We start from the raw sequence: 17227 nt of genomic DNA on the forward strand, positions 1-17227 counted from the left end.
ACCGGCTGTGGTATTGTTCAGTTAACACAGGTGAAAAGGGTGGATGGAAAATGGAGAACGAGAATAAGAAAATAGAGGAAATAAGAACACAGTTCGTAGAAAAGATAGCTGATAATATGAATGCTTTCGGTGCCCCGACAAGTCTTGGCCGTGTGCTTGGAATTATCTATATGAATCACGAACCGATGACGCTCGATGAACTGTCGGCGGAAATGGGGATGAGCAAGACGAGGATGAGTCAGGTGGTCCGCGAAATGATAGACATGAACATTGCGGAACGGGTCTTCCAGAAAGGGGTACGCAAAGATTTGTACCAGGTCGAAGAAGACTACTATGAAACATTCATTTCGATTTTCACCTCGACCTGGCAGAAAGCCAGTACCCGAAGCCGCCATTTTGAGGAGCGGATCAACAGGAAGATAGAAGAAATACAGGAGCAGTCCGACCTGACTGAAGATGACGAAAAAGCGATCAATGAGTTATTGGAAGAACTTCATCGATGGACCGAATATTATGACTGGATCCGTCGTGTTACTTACTTTTTCGAAAGTGGCGAAATATTTAAACATGTACCAAAAACAACAGGAGGCGATGTAAATGAGTCGTAAAGTTATGATGTCGTGTGCACTGACAGGAGCAGGAGATACTCCCGGGAAAAATCCTTCCGTACCCGTAACTCCAAAAGAAATTGCGGATTCGGCGATTGAATCGGCGAAAGCCGGGGCTACTATAGCCCATATTCACGTGCGTGATCCGAAAACGGGAGCTCTCAGTCATGATGTGGAGCTGTTCCGCGAAACGGTGGAACGCATCCGTGAATCGGAAACGGATATTATCATCAACCTCACTTCCGGCGGCGGCGGTGACTGGGTGCCGAGTGATGCAGATCCGACCCGTGGTGGAGAAGGGACGGATATGCAGACGCCGGAAGAACGCCATGAACCGATCGGTAAACTTCTTCCGGAAATGTGCACCCTGGACTGCGGAAGTACCAACTTCGGAAACATGCTGTACGTCGGTCCGACAGACTGGCTGCGCCGTCAGGCCAAACTCGTACAGGAGAGCGGTGTGAAGCCTGAGCTTGAGTGTTTCGACACCGGTCACGTGCGCTTTGCCAACCAGTTGATCAAGGAAGGACTGATTGATGGAGATCCTTTATTCCAGTTCTGCCTGGGTATCCCGTGGGGCGCAGAAGCCGATGCGGAAACGCTCGCGTACATGAAGAGTCGTATACCGGAAAACAGCCGCTGGGCTTCCTTTGGTATCGGCCGGATGCAGATGCCTATGGTCGCCGAGTCTGTATTGCAGGGAGGACACATCCGTGTCGGCCTGGAAGACAACATGTATTTGAAAAAGGGTCAGCTTGCGACGAATGAACAGCTTGTCGATAAAGCAGCGGGAATCGTGGAAACACTCGGTGCTGATTTGATGACACCGGCTGAAGCACGTAAAGAACTTAATCTGCTTGATCCGTATGCGAAGAGGGGGTAACGGGAATGTCATCATCGATCACAAATATTACAATTGTAGGAACAGGGGTCATCGGCAACGGCTGGATCACCCGTTTCCTGACTAACGGCTATAAGGTGACGGCCTATGATCCTGCTCCCGGTGCAGAGGAAAAAACGAGGGAAGCGGTGCGTAGTGCCTGGGACTATGCCGGAAAGCTGGGACTGAAAGAAGGTGCTTCAGAGGAGAACCTTACGTTTGAAGAGGATCTCGGGAAAGCTCTGGCTCATGCGGACTTCGTCCAGGAAAACGTGCCGGAACGGGAAGAGCTGAAAAGGAGCGTTATCGCCTCCATCGACGAACATGCACCGAAGCATGCAGTCATTTCTTCCAGCACGTCAGGGATTTTACCGACGGTACTTCAGGCGGACTGTGCACATCACCCGGAAAGGGTCATCGTCGGGCATCCTTTCAACCCGGTATATCTCATGCCACTCGTCGAACTGGTGGGCGGCAATAAAACGGAGGACAGTTTCGTTGACAAAGCCCGGGAATTTTATGAAGGTCTTGGCATGAAACCTCTCATCGTTCATCAGGAAATTGAAGGACACATTGCCGATCGTCTGATGGAAGCGGTCTGGCGTGAATCTCTGCATATCGTTAATGACGGTGTGGCGACGACCGAAGAAGTGGACGCCTCCATCGTTTACGGTCCGGGTCTTCGCTGGGCGCTGATGGGCCCGTTCATGACTCTCCATATGGGAGGCGGCAAGGCCGGTATGCGTCATCTCCTGCATCAGTTCGGTCCGGCCTTGAAACTACCGTGGACCAAACTGGAGGCGCCGGAACTCACGGATGAGCTGGCAGAGAAAGTCATCACCGGCTGTGAAGCGCAGACGGAGGGTGTGGATATGCAGAAAATGGAAGAGCGTCGGGATGACTTCCTCGTGGAACTTCAGCAGCTGCTGGAAAAATACTGGCCGGGCGCCAACTTAACGACCGGCGACAGCAAAGAAGCCGTGCAGGGAGGCGATAAGACATGAGTGAAGCCAAAACCCTCATTACGTCAAAAGTACCTGCCGACTGGATCGACTACAATGGTCACATGAACGATGCCGACTACGTTCGTGCTTTCAGTATCGGTGTGGATGAGTTCATGAGTACAATCGGGCTGGACGAAGAAGCCCGCGGGAAGCATCAATATACGATATATACACTGGAAAATCACGTATGTTATCTCGACGAAATGCATCATGAGGAAGCGTACGAGGTGAAGATGTATATTCTGGATTACGATGCGAAGCGTGTGCATGCGTTCCTCGAGCTTTACGGGGAAAATGGCAAAAGAGCCGCTACGAGTGAGCAGATGCTGATGGGAATGGATCAGAGTGAAGGACGGCCAGCTCCTTTTCCGGAAGCGGTGTCTGCACAGCTTAAGGTATTCGCAGAATATCACACGCCTTCCGAGGCCCCCGAAGAAGCCGGACGGGTAATCGGTATCAGACGTAAAAAGTAATACAGTTCTGTGGGTTATTGAAACGAACAGGAAGACTTCCCATTCATTTTTTTATGAATGGGAAGTTTTTTTGTGGAAAAAATTATGGAATTTCCAGCATTATACTGAAACCTTGGGAAAGTATAATCGTGTCATTCCTTTTTTCAGATAATTATGATAATCTGATGTAACAGTTTAATCTGAAAATGTGAAAGGAGCCTGAGAACATGACTACATACCCGGCAACGCTGCAGGAAGAGCTGCTGAAATTTTTGAGGAATGATCAGGTGAGTGCGAACGATACCGTGCTCGCCAATCATAGCAAAGATGAATCTTACCACGAGTGGAGCACCCCTGATCTCGTCGTTTTTCCGGAGAAGGCGGAGGAAGTTAGTCAAATTATGAAAGCAGCTGAAACTTCAGGGGTCCCGGTCATTCCGTTCGGACTGGGCTCGAGTCTTGAGGGAAATGTGATCGCTTATGATAAGGGGATTACGATCGACTTTTCCTCCATGAATAGAGTAACGGAAGTGCGGGATAAGGACTTCCTCGTGAAAGTGCAGCCCGGGGTGACGAGGTCGCAGCTGAATAAAGAACTGAAAAAATATGGGCTGTTCTTCTCTGTGGACCCGGGAGCCGATGCTACGCTCGGCGGGATGGCCGCCACGAACGCAAGCGGGACGACTTCCGTGAAATATGGGGTGATGAAAGACCAGATCCAGAGTCTTGAAGTCGTTACACCGGGTGGAGATATCATTCATACCGGAAGCCTTGCCAGAAAATCTTCGTCCGGCTATGATCTCACCAGTCTTTATGTAGGCTCCGAAGGGACACTTGGCTGTATTACGGAGCTTACGCTAAGAGTGTACGGCATCCCTGAACATGTCATGGCTGCGAGAGCTTCTTTCCCGACCATCGATTATGCGGTGGGAGCAGTGATTTCCATGTTGCAGGCAGGGGTTCCGGTCGCCCGTGTGGAACTGCTGGATGAAGCATCGATACGGCAGGTGAACCGGTTTAATGACACGGATTACATAGAAAAGGCGACACTGTTCCTGGAATTCCACGGAAACGAAGCAGGATTGCAGGAGGACGTCGCCTTCATGGAAGAGATCGTATCGAGTCATAAGTGTGAAGCTATTGATTTCGAGAAAGATAATGCCGCCCGCGTGAAGCTCTGGGAAGCGCGTCACAATCTCGCCTATGCCTACATCCATGACAGCCCGGGCAAAAAAATGATGGTTACGGACGTCTGTCTTCCGATATCGGAACTCGGCGGGGCCATCCGGCACGGCAGAGAGAAGATGACGGAGCTGTGTCTTGATGGAGGGATTCTCGGTCATGTCGGCGACGGAAACTATCACGCCCTCCTTATGCTTGATATGGAAAAAGAGGAAGAACGCAGAAAAGCTGAAATGTTCAATGAAGAGATTGTGGAATACGCCCTGGCCCGCGGAGGCACCTGTACGGGGGAGCACGGCGTCGGAAAAGGGAAAATGAAGTATCAGGAAAGAGAGCACGGAAAAGCTCTTCCTGTCATGCAGGCGATTAAAGAAGCGCTCGATCCTAAAGGAATTATGAATCCCGGTAAGCTTATTCATAACGGAAGGGGGAACAGACAATGAAGGTGATCGAGTCCATCAGTCGCGTCGCCGGAAAATATTTTGCGCTGTGGGTCATAGCAGCCGCTCTTATATCTTTTTTTGTACCGGAAGTCTTTCTCGGTCTCGGGGCGTATATAACCATTCTGCTTGGAGTAGTCATGTTCGGCATCGGTCTTACGATGCAGCCGGTCGATTTTAAACTGGTCATGAAAAAACCGCTCCCGGTGATTGCCGGTGTGGCGGCCCAGTACGTACTTATGCCGCTGACGGCACTCGGAATCGCTTATTTGCTCAACTTGCCGGCGGAACTGGCGGCCGGTCTGGTCCTGCTCGGTTCTGTTCCGGGAGGCACGGCGTCGAACGTCATGGTATATCTCGCCAAAGGGAACCTGGCATTGTCTGTCGCGATGACTTCTTTCTCCACACTGCTGGCCCCGATTCTGACGCCTGCCATCTTACTGATGCTTGCAGGCCAGTGGCTGCCGGTGGATCCTGTGTCCATGTTTCTGTCAATCGTGCAGGTCATCATTGTTCCTATTACGCTTGGACTTCTCGTCAGGAAACTGTTTCCGGAAACGGTGGACAAAAGCGCCACGGCTGTGCCGCTCATTTCCGTACTGGCTATCATCACCATCGTCTGTGCGGTAGTAGCTGCAAACGTCGAGAGTATTACAAGTTCCGGACTGCAGATCTTTGCAGCCGTGATGCTGCACAATCTGATTGGCCTTATCCTAGGCTACGGAGCGGCTGTGTTGATGAGACTCGATGAAAGTAAACGGCGTGCCATCTCCATTGAAGTAGGTATGCAAAACTCCGGACTAGGCGTAGCACTCGCTACGGCACACTTCGGACCTCTCGCAGCTTTACCGAACGTGGTCGCAGCCGTGTGGCATAATATCTCAGGGCCCATTCTGGCCACCTTCTGGTCGAAGAAACCGGTGAGAGGAGAGGACGAGCCTGAAGTTGAGGAGGAGCTGGAGAGCAGAGTGAAAAGATCGGGAACATAAGAGGGGAAACGTTGCAAAAAATATTTATGGATACAGAAAAAAACACGAAGGCATCCCGGTATACGGTGTCTTCGTGTTTTAGTGAGTGGGAAGTCTTTGTCCGGTGATACGCCGCTTCCGCTGATAGGTTGAGAATATAACACCGCCCACTATCAGAAGAGCTCCGGCTATTTCCACGTCCGTGATGGGTTTGTGAAGCAGTACGAGTCCTGTAATCATGGCCAAAAAGGGTTCCAGGTTCGATAAGATGGAAGCTTTGGAAGCATCCACCTGTCTGATATTCGTATTCCATATGAGCGTAGCTATACCGTGAACGGTAATCGCGGTTCCGATCAGGAAAGCCCAGTCGAAAGTCGTGACACCGAATCGTATCGGATCGTCCCACATAAAGACGAAAGGGATGGATATGAGAAAGCCGATAATATTGGAATAGAGAGTGATAGGGAGCGGGTCTATGCGCTTCGAGAGCACGCGCGTCATTATGATCATTATGGCGAAGGTTATCATTGTCACTACTATCCATAATAGTCCTCTATCCACCTGTAAAACCGTAAAACTTCCTTTCGTAACCACGAGAAAGATACCGGTAATCGCAATTACCGACCCGAGCAGCATACGGATCGTCAATCTCTCTTTCAGGAATGTGGCCCCCAGAACGCCGGCTAAAATAGGCGTCGTGGCAAGAATGAGAGCGGACGTGGTCGGGTCTGCCGTTTCCAGTCCAACAAAAAAAGACCACTGGTTGATAAATACACCAATAATTCCTAAGACGGAAATCGCTATCCATTCTGTTTTACCTAAACGATTCACGCGTTTCTTTGTGAAGGACGCCAGACCGAGCAACAGCAAAACAATAAAGAAAAGCCGTAAAGACGTCAGAAATGCCGGGGAGAAACTCTGCAGCAGTATTTTCCCAAAAACGAAATTGCTGCCCCATACGACGACGCAGAAAACCAGCCAGGAATAAGCTTTAACATGTATAATCCAGTCTCCTCTTTCTAAAGTAACAACTTATATATTTTAAGCTTTTGAAACCCGTTTGTATACCTTTCCGCTTTGATGAAGAATAAATGATTTTCCAGGTAAAAGGGGCAGGAGTATTCGGGGAGGAAAGAATAAATGAAATATGGGGAAGAAAAAAAGATGGGGGTAATAATTACAAATGAATGAAATTAAAAAAATAGGTACGTTGTGTCCTTTGGATACTCAAGGGTACATCATCAACCAGGCTGCGCCTGCATATATTGATAATAAATTTCTGGAAGTCATCGAGCTCATTAACAAAAGCTGTCTGTCCGCTTTGCCGGGGGAAGTCCACAGTATTTATTTGAGAGGATCCGTGCCAAGAGGGGCAGAGGTGGAAGGTGTGTCGGATGTAGACGTAATCATCGTAACTCAATCCGATCCTGAAAACCTTGATTTGGGGTGGACGGAAGAGGCGACCCGGTTTATCGATCAGAAATATCCTTTTATCAATGGTGTTGAGCTGGGATTCAGTTCCCTCAGGGAAGTGAAAGAATACGAGTACTGCTCTATGATACCGTTCATTTTAAAAACTTACGGGGTCTGTGTGTACGGGGAAAACCTTATCAGTCAGCTTCCCGATTACAAACCCGACAGCTCTCTTGCTAACGAACATCTCTTTCATCTGTCCACTTTGATCGACAGAGCCAGACGCGAGCTTGAAGGGAATGAAGATACAGAGGATATTGAAGATTGCTGTTCATGGATTATGCGGATCATAGTGAGAGCCGGCGGAGCGCTTGTTATAATTCAGGAAGAGGCGTATACGAGAGATTTGTATCCGGCATATGAATTGTTTTCGAAGCATTATCCCGAGAAAGAGAAAGAAATGAGGACGGCTCTTTGGTATGCAATAAATCCTTCATCCGATTCTAGAGAAATAAAGAAGTTTCTGGATTGTTTTGGGAACTGGATCGAAGAGGAAACAGAAAATTGGCTTGATATTTATAACAAAGAAAGAAAAATCCATCTGCCACTTGCGTAATCCGGAACAGGAATTTGCGTATTCAAAAGTTGAAATAATAAGAACGATACGTACTATCCAAATGAAAAAGTCTGGGGGGTGATACACCCCCAAACCATGGAGCGTTACAGATAAACCTGTAAGGTTACTGCTAAGAACTCGATTAACAGAGCGGGCATTACACCACTTTAACCAAAATATCGGTGATACAGGGACCTGGCTTCCGCAACATCACTGGTACCATGCACCAGTACGCGTCCGTCCTGAAACAGGACAAGCCGGTTGGCACCAGTGGAGAAAGAAAGGAGAAACGGGTTTTGTTCGACCTCACCTAATGGAGAAAGGTCTTCGGCCGTTCGCTTCAGATCCGGTTTACGTGTGGAGGAGGGACGGATCTGGACTGTATCCCTCCCACACAGAACAGCTGTCCTGGTCTGGTTTTGATAATCCAGGAACGGATAGGAAGGGGAGGCGCCGCACGATGAACAATTATCGTTTTTAAGCATTTGCACATCAATAGAAGAGTGCTGATTGCTCCATAGATCGAAAGAAACGAGATTCTCACGTAACGCATCCCGGTTCCCGGTTAAAATCTTCAGTGCCTCTGCCCCCTGATGTGCCGTTACCAGTTGAACGATGGGGCTGATGATACCGGCCGTATCACAAGTTAAACCGCCGAGCGGAACCTGTTCCATCATGCAGTGGAGGCATGGGGTCTCCCCGGGGATAATCGTGTAACTGATACCGTAACTTCCGACGACTGCCCCATAAATCCAGGGGATATTGTGCTTCTGGGAAATATCATTCATAATCATACGGATTTCGAAATTGTCTGTAGCATCGAGCATCAGATCCACTCCGCCGATGAGCTCTTCCAAATTCCAGGGCGTCACGTCCGTAACGTGAGCTTTGATTCTCACATCCTGATTAATAGCTTCCAACTTCTCCTTCAGTGCAATAGCTTTTGGAAGGCGGTTCTGTGCATCTTCTTCAGTGTACAGCTGTTGTCGCTGAAGATTGCTCCATTCCACGTAATCTCTATCTGCAATCGTTATTTTGCCGGCACCGGCACGGGTGAACATTTCCGCTGTACTGGTCCCGAGAGCCCCGGCCCCTATAATTAGGATATGGGCCTGCTGTAATTTTCTTTGTCCGTCAGTGCCGATGGGGGAAAATAATGTTTGTCTCGAGTAACGCTGTTCCATCAGAAACTGATTCCTTCTTCCGGACTGCTGGCGGTAGCGTACCGTTTTTTTGGTATTTTTCCGGCCTCGAAACCGAGTCTTCCTGACTGCACGGCCAGTTTCATCGCCTCAGCCATTTTTACGGGGTCTGGAGAGCCGGATACAGCTGTGTTCAGCAAAATACCGTCCGCCCCGAGTTCCATGGCCGTGACCACGTCCTGTGGAGACCTTATACCTGCATCCACAATCACCGGTACGTGTGACTGCTCAATGATCAGACTCAGGTTCAGAGGATTGATAATACCCTGGCCGGAGCCGATAGGTGATGCCCCCGGCATGATAGCGTGAGCCCCGAGTTCTTCCAGCTTCCTGGCTAAAACCACATCATCAGATGTATAAGGGAGGACAATGAATCCTTCCTTCAAAAGTTCTTCGGTAGCTTTCAGTGTTTCCACCGGGTCCGGCAACAGCGTTTTTTTGTCCCCGATCACTTCCACTTTAATCATGTCACAAAGACCGGAGGCATAAGCCAGCTTGGCCGTTCGTACAGCTTCTTCGGCTGTATATGCCCCTGCCGTGTTCGGTAACAGGTCGTAGTTGCTGGTGCTGATTTTTTCCAAAAGATTGGGTTGGGAAGATTCAAAAATATCCATTCGACGGACGGAGAAAGTCAGTATTTCTGTTCCGGATGCATCTACCGCCTGTTTTTGTACATCGATATCCGGATATTTGCCGGTTCCGAGCAGTAAGCGGGAGTGAAAAGATTTATTACCGATAGTTAGCATGTCAACCACCTCCTACAAAATTAACCAGTTCTATTTTGTCGCCGTCTTTAACATTTACGGTCGAGTGATTTTCTTTAGTCAGAATGTTTCCGTTGTGTTCAACGACGACCGCCGGCCGGTCGGGTATGAAATAATCGATGACGTCGGAAACAGTTGTAATGTTATTTGATAATTGCACCGTCGTACCATTAATCAAAAGTTCCATAGAATCGCCTCCTTAACGTATCTATCACTGAATCTTAAAGGATTCATATACAGGTTTTCCTTCAATATAATCCGCCATGAGCGACCCGGTGATCGGAGCTAATAAAATACCGTTGCGAAAATGGCCGGCCGCTACCCACAACCCATCGATTTCCGGATGTTCCCCCATATAGGGGAGGCCTGTCTGTGTCTTGGGCCTGTGCCCGCTCCAAGCTTCGCCCCATTCCGCATGCTGCAGGTCAGGAATTAAACGGATAGCACGTTCCATCAGAGAACGCAGACCTCCGATGCTTACAGAATTATTCGGGTCATCAGGTTTTTGTGTAGCGCCGACAATGAACCTGCCGCCGGCCTTCGGTACGATATAACATCCAGGTGAAAATATGCTTGCCGTCGTCAGATGTTCTTTATGATAAACGGAGAAACACTCGCCTTTTACCGGATACATGTTCAATGTGTAGCCCGTTTTTTCGAAAAGCTCCCGGCTCCACGTCCCACCAGCAGAAATGACCGTTTGTGCCAAAATATTTCCGGAGGTTGTTTTGACTCCGGTTACGTGTCTGTTTTCGGTCAGAACATCCAGCACTTCCGTATGTTCCATAATCTCTGTACTGAATTCAACGGATGCATGTGCCAGTGCTTTTGTTAACGATGGGGCATTGACCTGGCCGTCTCCGGGCATGTAGAGTCCCCCTGTAACGGAGAGGTGGGAAAGACGGGGTTCTCTCTCCTGTAACCGGCTTCGTGAAAGCCATTCCGAACAATCTCCCGAACGTTGCTGACGTTCATTCTCCCGTTTTAACTGTTTCGCTTCTTCTTCGGTACGGGCGACTCTGACTATGCCATTTTGAATCAGTTCAATGTCTATGCCGCTGACAGATTCCAGTTCTTCTGCTAAAGAAGGGAACATTTCTCTGCTTTCACGAGCGAGCCGGGAGAGCGGGCTGTCAGGACCCACTTCGTTCTGCGCCCCCAGCATTCCGGCTGCAGCTCTGGAGGCTTTTTGTCCGATTTCCTCCTTTTCTATTATGAGCACGCGATAGTTTCTTTTAGAGAGTTGAAAAGCGATCGAGCTACCGATAACACCTCCGCCTGCAATAATAACGTCATACATTTCCTGCGCCTCCTTTGCGTATCGCTTCTCTGTAGGCCACAGCTTTTTCAACGGGATCATCAGCTAGCAGCACACCGGACAGAACGGCAACTCCACTGGCACCGGCTTCCATCACGACGTTGGTATTTTCCGGAGTAATTCCACCAATTGCTAAAACAGGCACTCTTACATGCTGCACGACTTTTTTCAGTTCTCTTATACCTTTAGGGGACAATCCGGGTTTCGAACTGCTGGTGAAAACGTGACCGAAGATTAAATAATCAGCGCCATCGTGCCAGGCTCTGACGGCTTCCTGTACGGAGCAGCCGATCGTCAAATCCGGATAAAGGCGACGAACTTTCACCTGATTCATGCTTGCATGAGTGAGTTGTACCCCTTTAGCCTTTACCTTGTCGGCGATGGTCGCCCGGTGGTTAAGAATAAGTTTATGCATGGGCATTCCCACGGAATAAAGCTGCTGGGTAAAACATATCATCTGTCTATCGCTCCATTCTTTTTCCCGGAGATGTACAGAATCCACATAGGGGAGCACCTGACCTATTATTCTCATCAGCTCTTCACCAGGCTGCTGACCAGTGGAGATGACATGAAGTTTTCCTATACTGTCCTGACCTGGTTGCTCAAGTTTCACTGAGACCCCCCTTTATCGTTTTTTGAAATTAAAAAAGTCACTTTCCTGGTAAAAGAAAAGTGACTTTGAACGTATGATTAAACAAAAAATAGCAAAAATATCGTCCGCACACTTCCCTTCGCCGGTATCAACCGTATCAGGTTCCGAGGGTCTCAAAGTCGATTACTCTGATCTCAGCCTTTTGAAAAGGCACCCCTAGTGATTTATATTAAATTGTAAGTAAAATTCTAACATTTGTACAAGTATTGTCAACAGTGTGTTTTTTAACATTCATTTTTATAGTTACTCCTGTTTTTCATAGCTTTCACATACCGAAGCTGTAAAAGCGTAATGTACAAGTTCGGGCAGCAAGTGTAACTGCTTCTACAACAGGGAATAGTAAGGGTGGATATCAAAACATGCCTGGCACCAGAAGGAGGAAGATATGATGACTGATAAACATTCGGAAAATGAAGAAACCCTTAAGCAGATCAAAGAACTCATCAAAGATGAAAAAGTGGCGATGCTGACGACCGTATCTCCGGAGGGCAGATTGAGTTCCCGTCCGATGCACACCCAGGAAGTATTGCTGGACGAGGAAGAATTCTGGTTTATCACGGAGAAAGATACAGATAAATACAGGGATATCGGTAATAACCCTTCGGTGAATCTGGCCTACGCCGGCAGTTCCTACGTGTCCATCAGTGGAACGGCTGAATTCGTGCAGGACGTGAAGAAGAAGAAAGAGTACTGGAATAAAATTGTCGAAAAAGTACTGAATGCTTCGGCCGAAGACCCGAACGTTGTGCTTGTAAAAGCGACTCCTGACGTTGCTGAATACTGGGAAGCAGGTGTGAACGTCAAAACCGTTAAAGAATTCGTGAAAAAGATGGCCAGCAGCAATTCCATGGACGACAAGAATAAACTGAAAGACACCGTCCATTTCGACGAAAATTCGAACTAGATACGATCATTTTTCTGAAAACAGAGAATCCCCGCCCGGAGCGTTGACTCGGGACGGGGATTTTGTTCGTATCGGAGGATGTTTCTGTTTAGTGACGACGAAGGTCTCAATGATTTTTAAGATACCACTTCCTTCTTAGCAACCATTGTGGCCGATTTCGGTTTAATGAACATGATACTCCCGATGAACACGGCTAATACATTCAGAAATAACGTAAGTCCGATGACTCCGGCGGCGTGAAGCGTCTCGTAAAAATAACCGTTAACTGCTAAAAGGACGACGACTGTTCCGAGTATTATACTGCTTTTTACAGGGCTGGCAGCAGATATTTTCCAGGTGCCGTAACTGAAAACGACAGTGAATACTATCATGGTAAGAATATTGACGCTCATCCCCACCCAGACCGGATGGATATTGAGAAAGAAATCCGACGGGTGCCAGTTGCTCAAATGATACCAGAGCAAGCCTGCTGTGAAGCCTCCGAACAGAGAACCGAGAACAGCTCTTTTTGTAACGAGCGGCCAGAACAGCGCAGCAACTACAGGAGCGAAGGTTGCGGAATTTCTCATCGTCCAGGCGAGTACGTTCCACCAGGCCGACTGTTCCGTACGCAGGAAGCCGAAGACAATCATCAGGCCTGTAAGGAGCAGCAGTGACCATTTCGTATACGTGACCAGCTTTTCGGGAGAAGCGTCAGGGAAGATAGCGCTCCCCACATCTTTTCCGAGACTTGTAGCGCCTGAGAACTGACACGGGGCACCCCACCCGAGAGCACAGGCCCAGATACCGAGGAAGAACATCCCGACCAGCGGAGCGGGGAGGACTCCCATCAGGTACCGGGGCAGTGCTATGAGACCGAGACTTGCATCGGGGACAACCGCAGCCGCCGAGAGTCCGAAGAGGATCCCGAAAAGAATGAAGGGGATGCTCATCACTTCTGCCACAATCAGTCCTTTTTGCCCTTCTTCCGGTGTTCTGCAGGACAGAGCCATCTGGAAAGCAGCCTGAGCTAAAATGACGTTCACAAGAAATGTGGCAAACCATACGAGAATGACCTGAAGACCGGCTCCGTCCCAGTCGAACATCCCGGGCTGTTCGACTGCCAGCTGCTGCAGACCGGAAATGCCGGGTTTAATGAAGAACGCTGCTGCACCGATTATGAACATGAGGGCGAAAATGATAGTGTTCATCGTTTGTGTAAAGGCGACCGCCCACATGCCGCCCGACTGTAAATAGACGAATAAAAGAAGGGCTGTGAACGCCACGGATAAAGACAGAGACACGCCGGTGAAGACGTGGAAGGCAGAAGCGAATGCAATGGCCGTGGCCACCGACCACATCGGGAAAGCGAAGGCCGTAATGGCGCCGGATAAAGCTTTGGCACGTCTGCCGAACTGATCACCGATCAATCCGGTGATGGTGACGATCAATTTCTCCCGGAACGATTTTATAAGCAGAAGGGCGATCAGGAGAACCTGCAGTGTTTCTGCGACCCCGTACCATATAGCTGAGATCCCCGTAAGATACGAAAGCTCCACAATCGATATGTACGTTGAACCCGAAAAAAGACCTGTAATACAGAAAGCGACCGTCCACCACCGGAACGTCCGTCCCCCTATAAAATATTGCTCGCCCCGGCCGGCTTTCCGCTTTGCCACGTTGCCGACGATGATTAACGCGAGCGTATATAACAGCGCCAGTGTAATGACCCATACTCCATAAGAATTCATTTCCTCTCCTCCTTTACATATCTGTACATACAAAAAGAACCCTTCCACTTTTCCGTAAGAAAAATAGAAGGGTTCTCCTGAGCGTCCCTGCTCTTATCTTTCAGACAGATAGTGTCTGCTGGAAGAAGCACCTTGTTCTTTACGAACAGGTTGCCGCGGGATCACAGGACCAGATTCCTCCACCGCTCTTGATAAGATGTGTATGAAATTAACGTTCATTCTACCGGGGGAAGAAAAGGAATGTCAATGATTTTTTAGAAATTTCGAAAAATAGAAAAGACAGGACTGTATTTCGTTCTCAAAAAAAGGGACGCCGAAGGGCGTCCCTTTAAAGCTGCTGTATCAGACTGTCATTTCTTCCTTCAGGTGTGCTCCTGCAATACCCGGGTAGGTCATTTCATAACTGTCGAGAATAATTTCCAGGTCTTCATAATTCAAAACCTCATACTCCATACAGAGGGTACGCACCGTTTTGCCCGTTCTTATGCCTTCCTGGGCGATTTGTGAAGAGCGTTCGTAACCGATGTGCGGGCTTAAAGCCGTAATGATTCCAAGGCTTTTCTCCACGTTCTCCCGGAGTACTTCTTCGTTCGCCTGCAGATCTTTCAGGCACAGATCCGTGAAAACGCCGAACCCGTTGTTCATAACAGTGATGGATTCAAGCAGATTGAAAATCATGACCGGTTCCATGACGTTCAGCTCCAACTGTCCGGCTTCTGAAGCCATGCTCACCGTGTGGTCGTTTCCCATAACTTGAAAAGCGATCTGGTTAATAACTTCCGGCATGACCGGGTTCACTTTCCCGGGCATAATGGACGAGCCCGGCTGTCGGGCCGGGAGAGTGATTTCGCTCAGTCCGGTTCTCGGCCCGGAGGCCATCAGACGAAAATCATTCGCTATTTTGGACATGCTCGTCATAGTGTTTTTCAAAGCGGAAGAAACTTCCGTGTAAGCATCGGTGTTCTGGGTAGTGTCTACCAGGTTCTCTGCTGCCCTGAGCGGAAGTCCGCTGATGTCAGCCAGATACTCCACTACGAGCTTCGTGTATACCGGATCGGCGTTCAGACCGGTACCGACCGCTGTTGCCCCCATGTTGATTTCGAACAGATTATCTTTGGAGCGTCTAATCCGGTTGAGGTCGCGTTCGATCACACGCTGGTAGCTTTTCAGTTCCTGTCCGAGCCGGATCGGAACGGCGTCCTGCAGGTGCGTACGTCCGACTTTGATGATGTGATCGAAATCAGCCGCCTTTTTACCGAATGTATCAGCCATCGTTTCCATCGTCTGTTCCAGCCGGGTCATCCCGGTTACAGCAGCGATATGCATTGTGGTAGGGAAGACGTCGTTGGTCGACTGTGCCATATTCACATGGTTATTCGGATTGATATAATCGTAGTCGCCTTTGTCCCGTCCTGCGATTTCAAGAGCCCGATTTGCGATAACTTCGTTCGCATTCATATTCACGGAAGTACCGGCTCCGCCCTGGATAGGATCTACAAGAAACTGGTCATGGTAATAGCCTTCCAGCAGTTCATCGGCAGCCCCGATGATAGCTTCGCTTATGTGAAGAGGGAGGTGGCCGGCGTCCCTGTTCGCCATAGCTGCCGCTTTTTTGACCATAGCCACGGCCGTAATCATGGAATCATCGAGGTTGTACCCTGTAATCGGGAAGTTTTCTTTGGCACGCAGTGTCTGGATGCCGTAGTAAGCTTCGGCGGGAATCTCTTTTTCTCCGATAGAGTCTGTTTCTGTACGATATAAACGGTTCATGGTATCTTTCCTCTCTCTGTGAATTCTTATTACCCGTAGTGGGCGGTTGTGTAGTTTTCTTCGTCTTCCAGAACATCGGGGCGGTTCCTGTCAGACGAGCTGACAACGACTGCGGCTGATGCATCCCCGAGAACGTTCACGGAAGTTCTGATCATATCCAGAATACGGTCGATTCCTGCGAGCAGTGCTATACCTTCGAGTGGCAGACCGATGGAAGTCATAACCATCGACAGCATAATAAGTCCGGCACTCGGGACGCCGGCGGTTCCGATGGAAGCCAGTGTAGCGGTCAGCACGACGGTAAGCTGATCGATGAAAGTCAGTTCCATTCCAAAGTACTGAGCGACGAACAGCACGCAGACCCCCTGATACAGGGCTGTACCGTTCATGTTGATGGTCGCGCCGAGCGGCAGTACGAAACTGCTGATCTTTTGCGGTACTTTCAATTTTTCTTCGGAATACTTGATCGTCATAGGTAAAGTTCCCGAGCTGCTGGACGTACTGAAAGCCACCATAATGACCGGTATCAATTCCTTGAAGAAAGTGACGGGGCTCATCTTGCCGAAAACTTTCACGGAAAACGAGTAGACGAGCAGAACGTGCACGAGTGAGCCGACGAGCAGCGCGAGAATGACCTTGAATAAAGGCCACAGTACGGACACCCCGTATTCCCCGACGGTAGGTGCGATAAGGCCGAATATACCGATGGGGGCGAATCTCATTACGACACCGGTGATTTTATACATGACTTCCGCCAGCTGATCGAATATTTGATAAAGTGTACGTGCTTTTTCACCTGCCATCGTGATACCGATGCCGAGGAAGATGGCAAAGAAGATGACCTGCAGCATGTTACCTTCCGTAAGTGCGGCAATCGGGTTGGTCGGCACAATGTTCAGCAGCGTCTCTTTAATTCCGGGAGTTTCCTGGGCAGCGACCTGTTCACCTTCCGGAACTTCAATATCAACTCCGGTTCCGGGAGAGAACAGATTTCCGCTCAGAAGCCCGATGGAGATGGCGACCGCTGTCGTCACCATGTAGTAGGAAACCGTTTTGAAACTCAGGTTCCCGAGCTCTTTCAGATCCCCGGTGCTGGCAACTCCGACTACCAGGGAAGACAGAACGAGGGGAACAATGATAAATTTAATAAGCCTGAGGAAAAGATCTCCGAGCGGCTGTACTACTTGTATGTCAGGTCCGACGAAAATGCCGAGAACAATTGCTAAAAAGAAAGCGATGAATATTTGGAATACGAGATTATTTTTCATAACAACCCTCCAGTCAATATGTAATACACAATGTAAGCGCATACCTACGGATACAT

17 protein-coding genes and 2 riboswitches are annotated in these 17227 nt (G+C 49.0%); of the genes, 8 read left to right on the plus strand and 9 right to left on the minus strand.

Annotation, left to right across the window (positions count from 1 at the left end):
- The first annotated feature begins 50 nt into the window (after nucleotides 1–50).
- The 6 genes from BW931_RS07115 to BW931_RS07140 all read left to right on the plus strand — a co-directional run bounded on the left by BW931_RS07115 (nucleotide 51) and on the right by BW931_RS07140 (nucleotide 5555).
- A complete protein-coding gene (locus tag BW931_RS07115) occupies nucleotides 51–608 on the plus strand; it encodes a GbsR/MarR family transcriptional regulator (RefSeq protein WP_076571150.1) in 558 nt (185 codons plus the stop codon).
- Nucleotides 598–1491, plus strand: coding sequence for a beta-keto acid cleavage family enzyme (locus tag BW931_RS07120; RefSeq protein WP_008588089.1), 894 nt, complete (start codon nucleotides 598–600; stop codon nucleotides 1489–1491). Before BW931_RS07115 ends, BW931_RS07120 begins: the two co-directional genes overlap by 11 nt.
- A 5-nt stretch (nucleotides 1492–1496) precedes the next feature.
- Complete coding sequence (locus BW931_RS07125) at nucleotides 1497–2492, plus strand: 3-hydroxyacyl-CoA dehydrogenase NAD-binding domain-containing protein (RefSeq protein WP_076571153.1); 996 nt, start codon at nucleotides 1497–1499, stop codon at nucleotides 2490–2492.
- Nucleotides 2489–2965, plus strand: coding sequence for a thioesterase family protein (locus BW931_RS07130; RefSeq protein WP_076571155.1), 477 nt, complete (start codon nucleotides 2489–2491; stop codon nucleotides 2963–2965). The genes BW931_RS07125 and BW931_RS07130 overlap by 4 nt, the downstream gene beginning before the upstream one ends.
- Before the next feature lie 206 nt (nucleotides 2966–3171).
- Nucleotides 3172–4569, plus strand: a complete 1398-nt coding sequence (locus BW931_RS07135) for an FAD-binding oxidoreductase (protein ID WP_076571157.1) — start codon at nucleotides 3172–3174, stop codon at nucleotides 4567–4569.
- Entirely contained in the window at nucleotides 4566–5555 is a 990-nt protein-coding gene (locus BW931_RS07140) for a bile acid:sodium symporter family protein (RefSeq protein ID WP_076571159.1), read from the plus strand. Before BW931_RS07135 ends, BW931_RS07140 begins: the two co-directional genes overlap by 4 nt.
- 78 nt (nucleotides 5556–5633) lie before the next feature.
- Here BW931_RS07140 and BW931_RS07145 read toward each other — a convergent pair whose 3' ends face one another.
- Nucleotides 5634–6536, minus strand: coding sequence for a DMT family transporter (locus tag BW931_RS07145; RefSeq protein ID WP_076571161.1), 903 nt, complete (start codon nucleotides 6534–6536; stop codon nucleotides 5634–5636).
- Nucleotides 6537–6717: 181 nt separating this feature from the next.
- On the opposite strand from BW931_RS07145, the gene BW931_RS07150 reads away from it, so the two are divergent.
- Nucleotides 6718–7563 carry a nucleotidyltransferase domain-containing protein gene (locus BW931_RS07150; protein WP_076571164.1) on the plus strand — a complete coding sequence of 282 codons (846 nt, stop codon included), beginning with the start codon at nucleotides 6718–6720 and terminating at the stop codon, nucleotides 7561–7563.
- 167 nt (nucleotides 7564–7730) lie between these two features.
- On the opposite strand, the gene BW931_RS07155 is transcribed toward BW931_RS07150, so the two are convergent.
- Genes BW931_RS07155 through BW931_RS07175 form a run of 5 tightly spaced genes read right to left on the minus strand, consistent with a single transcriptional unit; the run spans nucleotide 7731 to nucleotide 11460 of the window.
- Nucleotides 7731–8747, minus strand: coding sequence for a thiazole biosynthesis adenylyltransferase ThiF (locus BW931_RS07155; RefSeq protein WP_076571167.1), 1017 nt, complete (start codon nucleotides 8745–8747; stop codon nucleotides 7731–7733).
- Nucleotides 8747–9511 (minus strand): thiazole synthase, encoded by a 765-nt coding sequence (locus BW931_RS07160; RefSeq protein WP_076571169.1) that lies wholly within the window; start codon nucleotides 9509–9511, stop codon nucleotides 8747–8749. The genes BW931_RS07155 and BW931_RS07160 overlap by 1 nt, the downstream gene beginning before the upstream one ends.
- A gap of 1 nt (nucleotide 9512) precedes the next feature.
- Nucleotides 9513–9716 (minus strand): sulfur carrier protein ThiS, encoded by a 204-nt coding sequence (gene thiS / locus BW931_RS07165; protein WP_008588111.1) that lies wholly within the window; start codon nucleotides 9714–9716, stop codon nucleotides 9513–9515.
- Nucleotides 9717–9740: 24 nt separating this feature from the next.
- Nucleotides 9741–10829, minus strand: a complete 1089-nt coding sequence (gene thiO / locus BW931_RS07170) for a glycine oxidase ThiO (RefSeq protein ID WP_008588113.1) — start codon at nucleotides 10827–10829, stop codon at nucleotides 9741–9743.
- The gene (locus BW931_RS07175) at nucleotides 10822–11460 is read right to left on the minus strand and encodes a thiamine phosphate synthase (protein WP_084193875.1); all 639 of its coding nucleotides are present in this window, start codon (nucleotides 11458–11460) and stop codon (nucleotides 10822–10824) included. The genes thiO and BW931_RS07175 overlap by 8 nt, the downstream gene beginning before the upstream one ends.
- 96 nt (nucleotides 11461–11556) lie before the next feature.
- A riboswitch (TPP riboswitch) is annotated at nucleotides 11557–11667 on the minus strand.
- A 220-nt stretch (nucleotides 11668–11887) separates the two neighbouring features.
- Here BW931_RS07175 and BW931_RS07180 point away from each other — a divergent pair.
- Nucleotides 11888–12403 carry a pyridoxamine 5'-phosphate oxidase family protein gene (locus BW931_RS07180; protein ID WP_076571171.1) on the plus strand — a complete coding sequence of 172 codons (516 nt, stop codon included), beginning with the start codon at nucleotides 11888–11890 and terminating at the stop codon, nucleotides 12401–12403.
- A 116-nt stretch (nucleotides 12404–12519) separates the two neighbouring features.
- Here the strand turns inward: BW931_RS07180 and BW931_RS07185 are convergent, their stop codons facing one another.
- The 3 genes from BW931_RS07185 to BW931_RS07195 form a co-directional block, all read right to left on the minus strand.
- Nucleotides 12520–14133, minus strand: coding sequence for a sodium:solute symporter family protein (locus BW931_RS07185; RefSeq protein WP_076571173.1), 1614 nt, complete (start codon nucleotides 14131–14133; stop codon nucleotides 12520–12522).
- A gap of 90 nt (nucleotides 14134–14223) precedes the next feature.
- Nucleotides 14224–14331: riboswitch (SAM riboswitch) on the minus strand.
- A gap of 144 nt (nucleotides 14332–14475) precedes the next feature.
- The gene (gene aspA / locus BW931_RS07190; RefSeq protein WP_008588120.1) at nucleotides 14476–15903 is read right to left on the minus strand and encodes an aspartate ammonia-lyase; all 1428 of its coding nucleotides are present in this window, start codon (nucleotides 15901–15903) and stop codon (nucleotides 14476–14478) included.
- Nucleotides 15904–15932: 29 nt separating this feature from the next.
- Nucleotides 15933–17171: a dicarboxylate/amino acid:cation symporter gene (locus tag BW931_RS07195; RefSeq protein WP_076571176.1), complete on the minus strand. Its 1239-nt coding sequence runs from the start codon at nucleotides 17169–17171 to the stop codon at nucleotides 15933–15935.
- Between the last annotated feature and the right edge of the window lie 56 nt (nucleotides 17172–17227).

Origin of the sequence: Salimicrobium salexigens (assembly GCF_900156705.1) — a bacterium.
Taxonomy (GTDB): domain Bacteria; phylum Bacillota; class Bacilli; order Bacillales; family Halobacillaceae; genus Salimicrobium; species Salimicrobium album.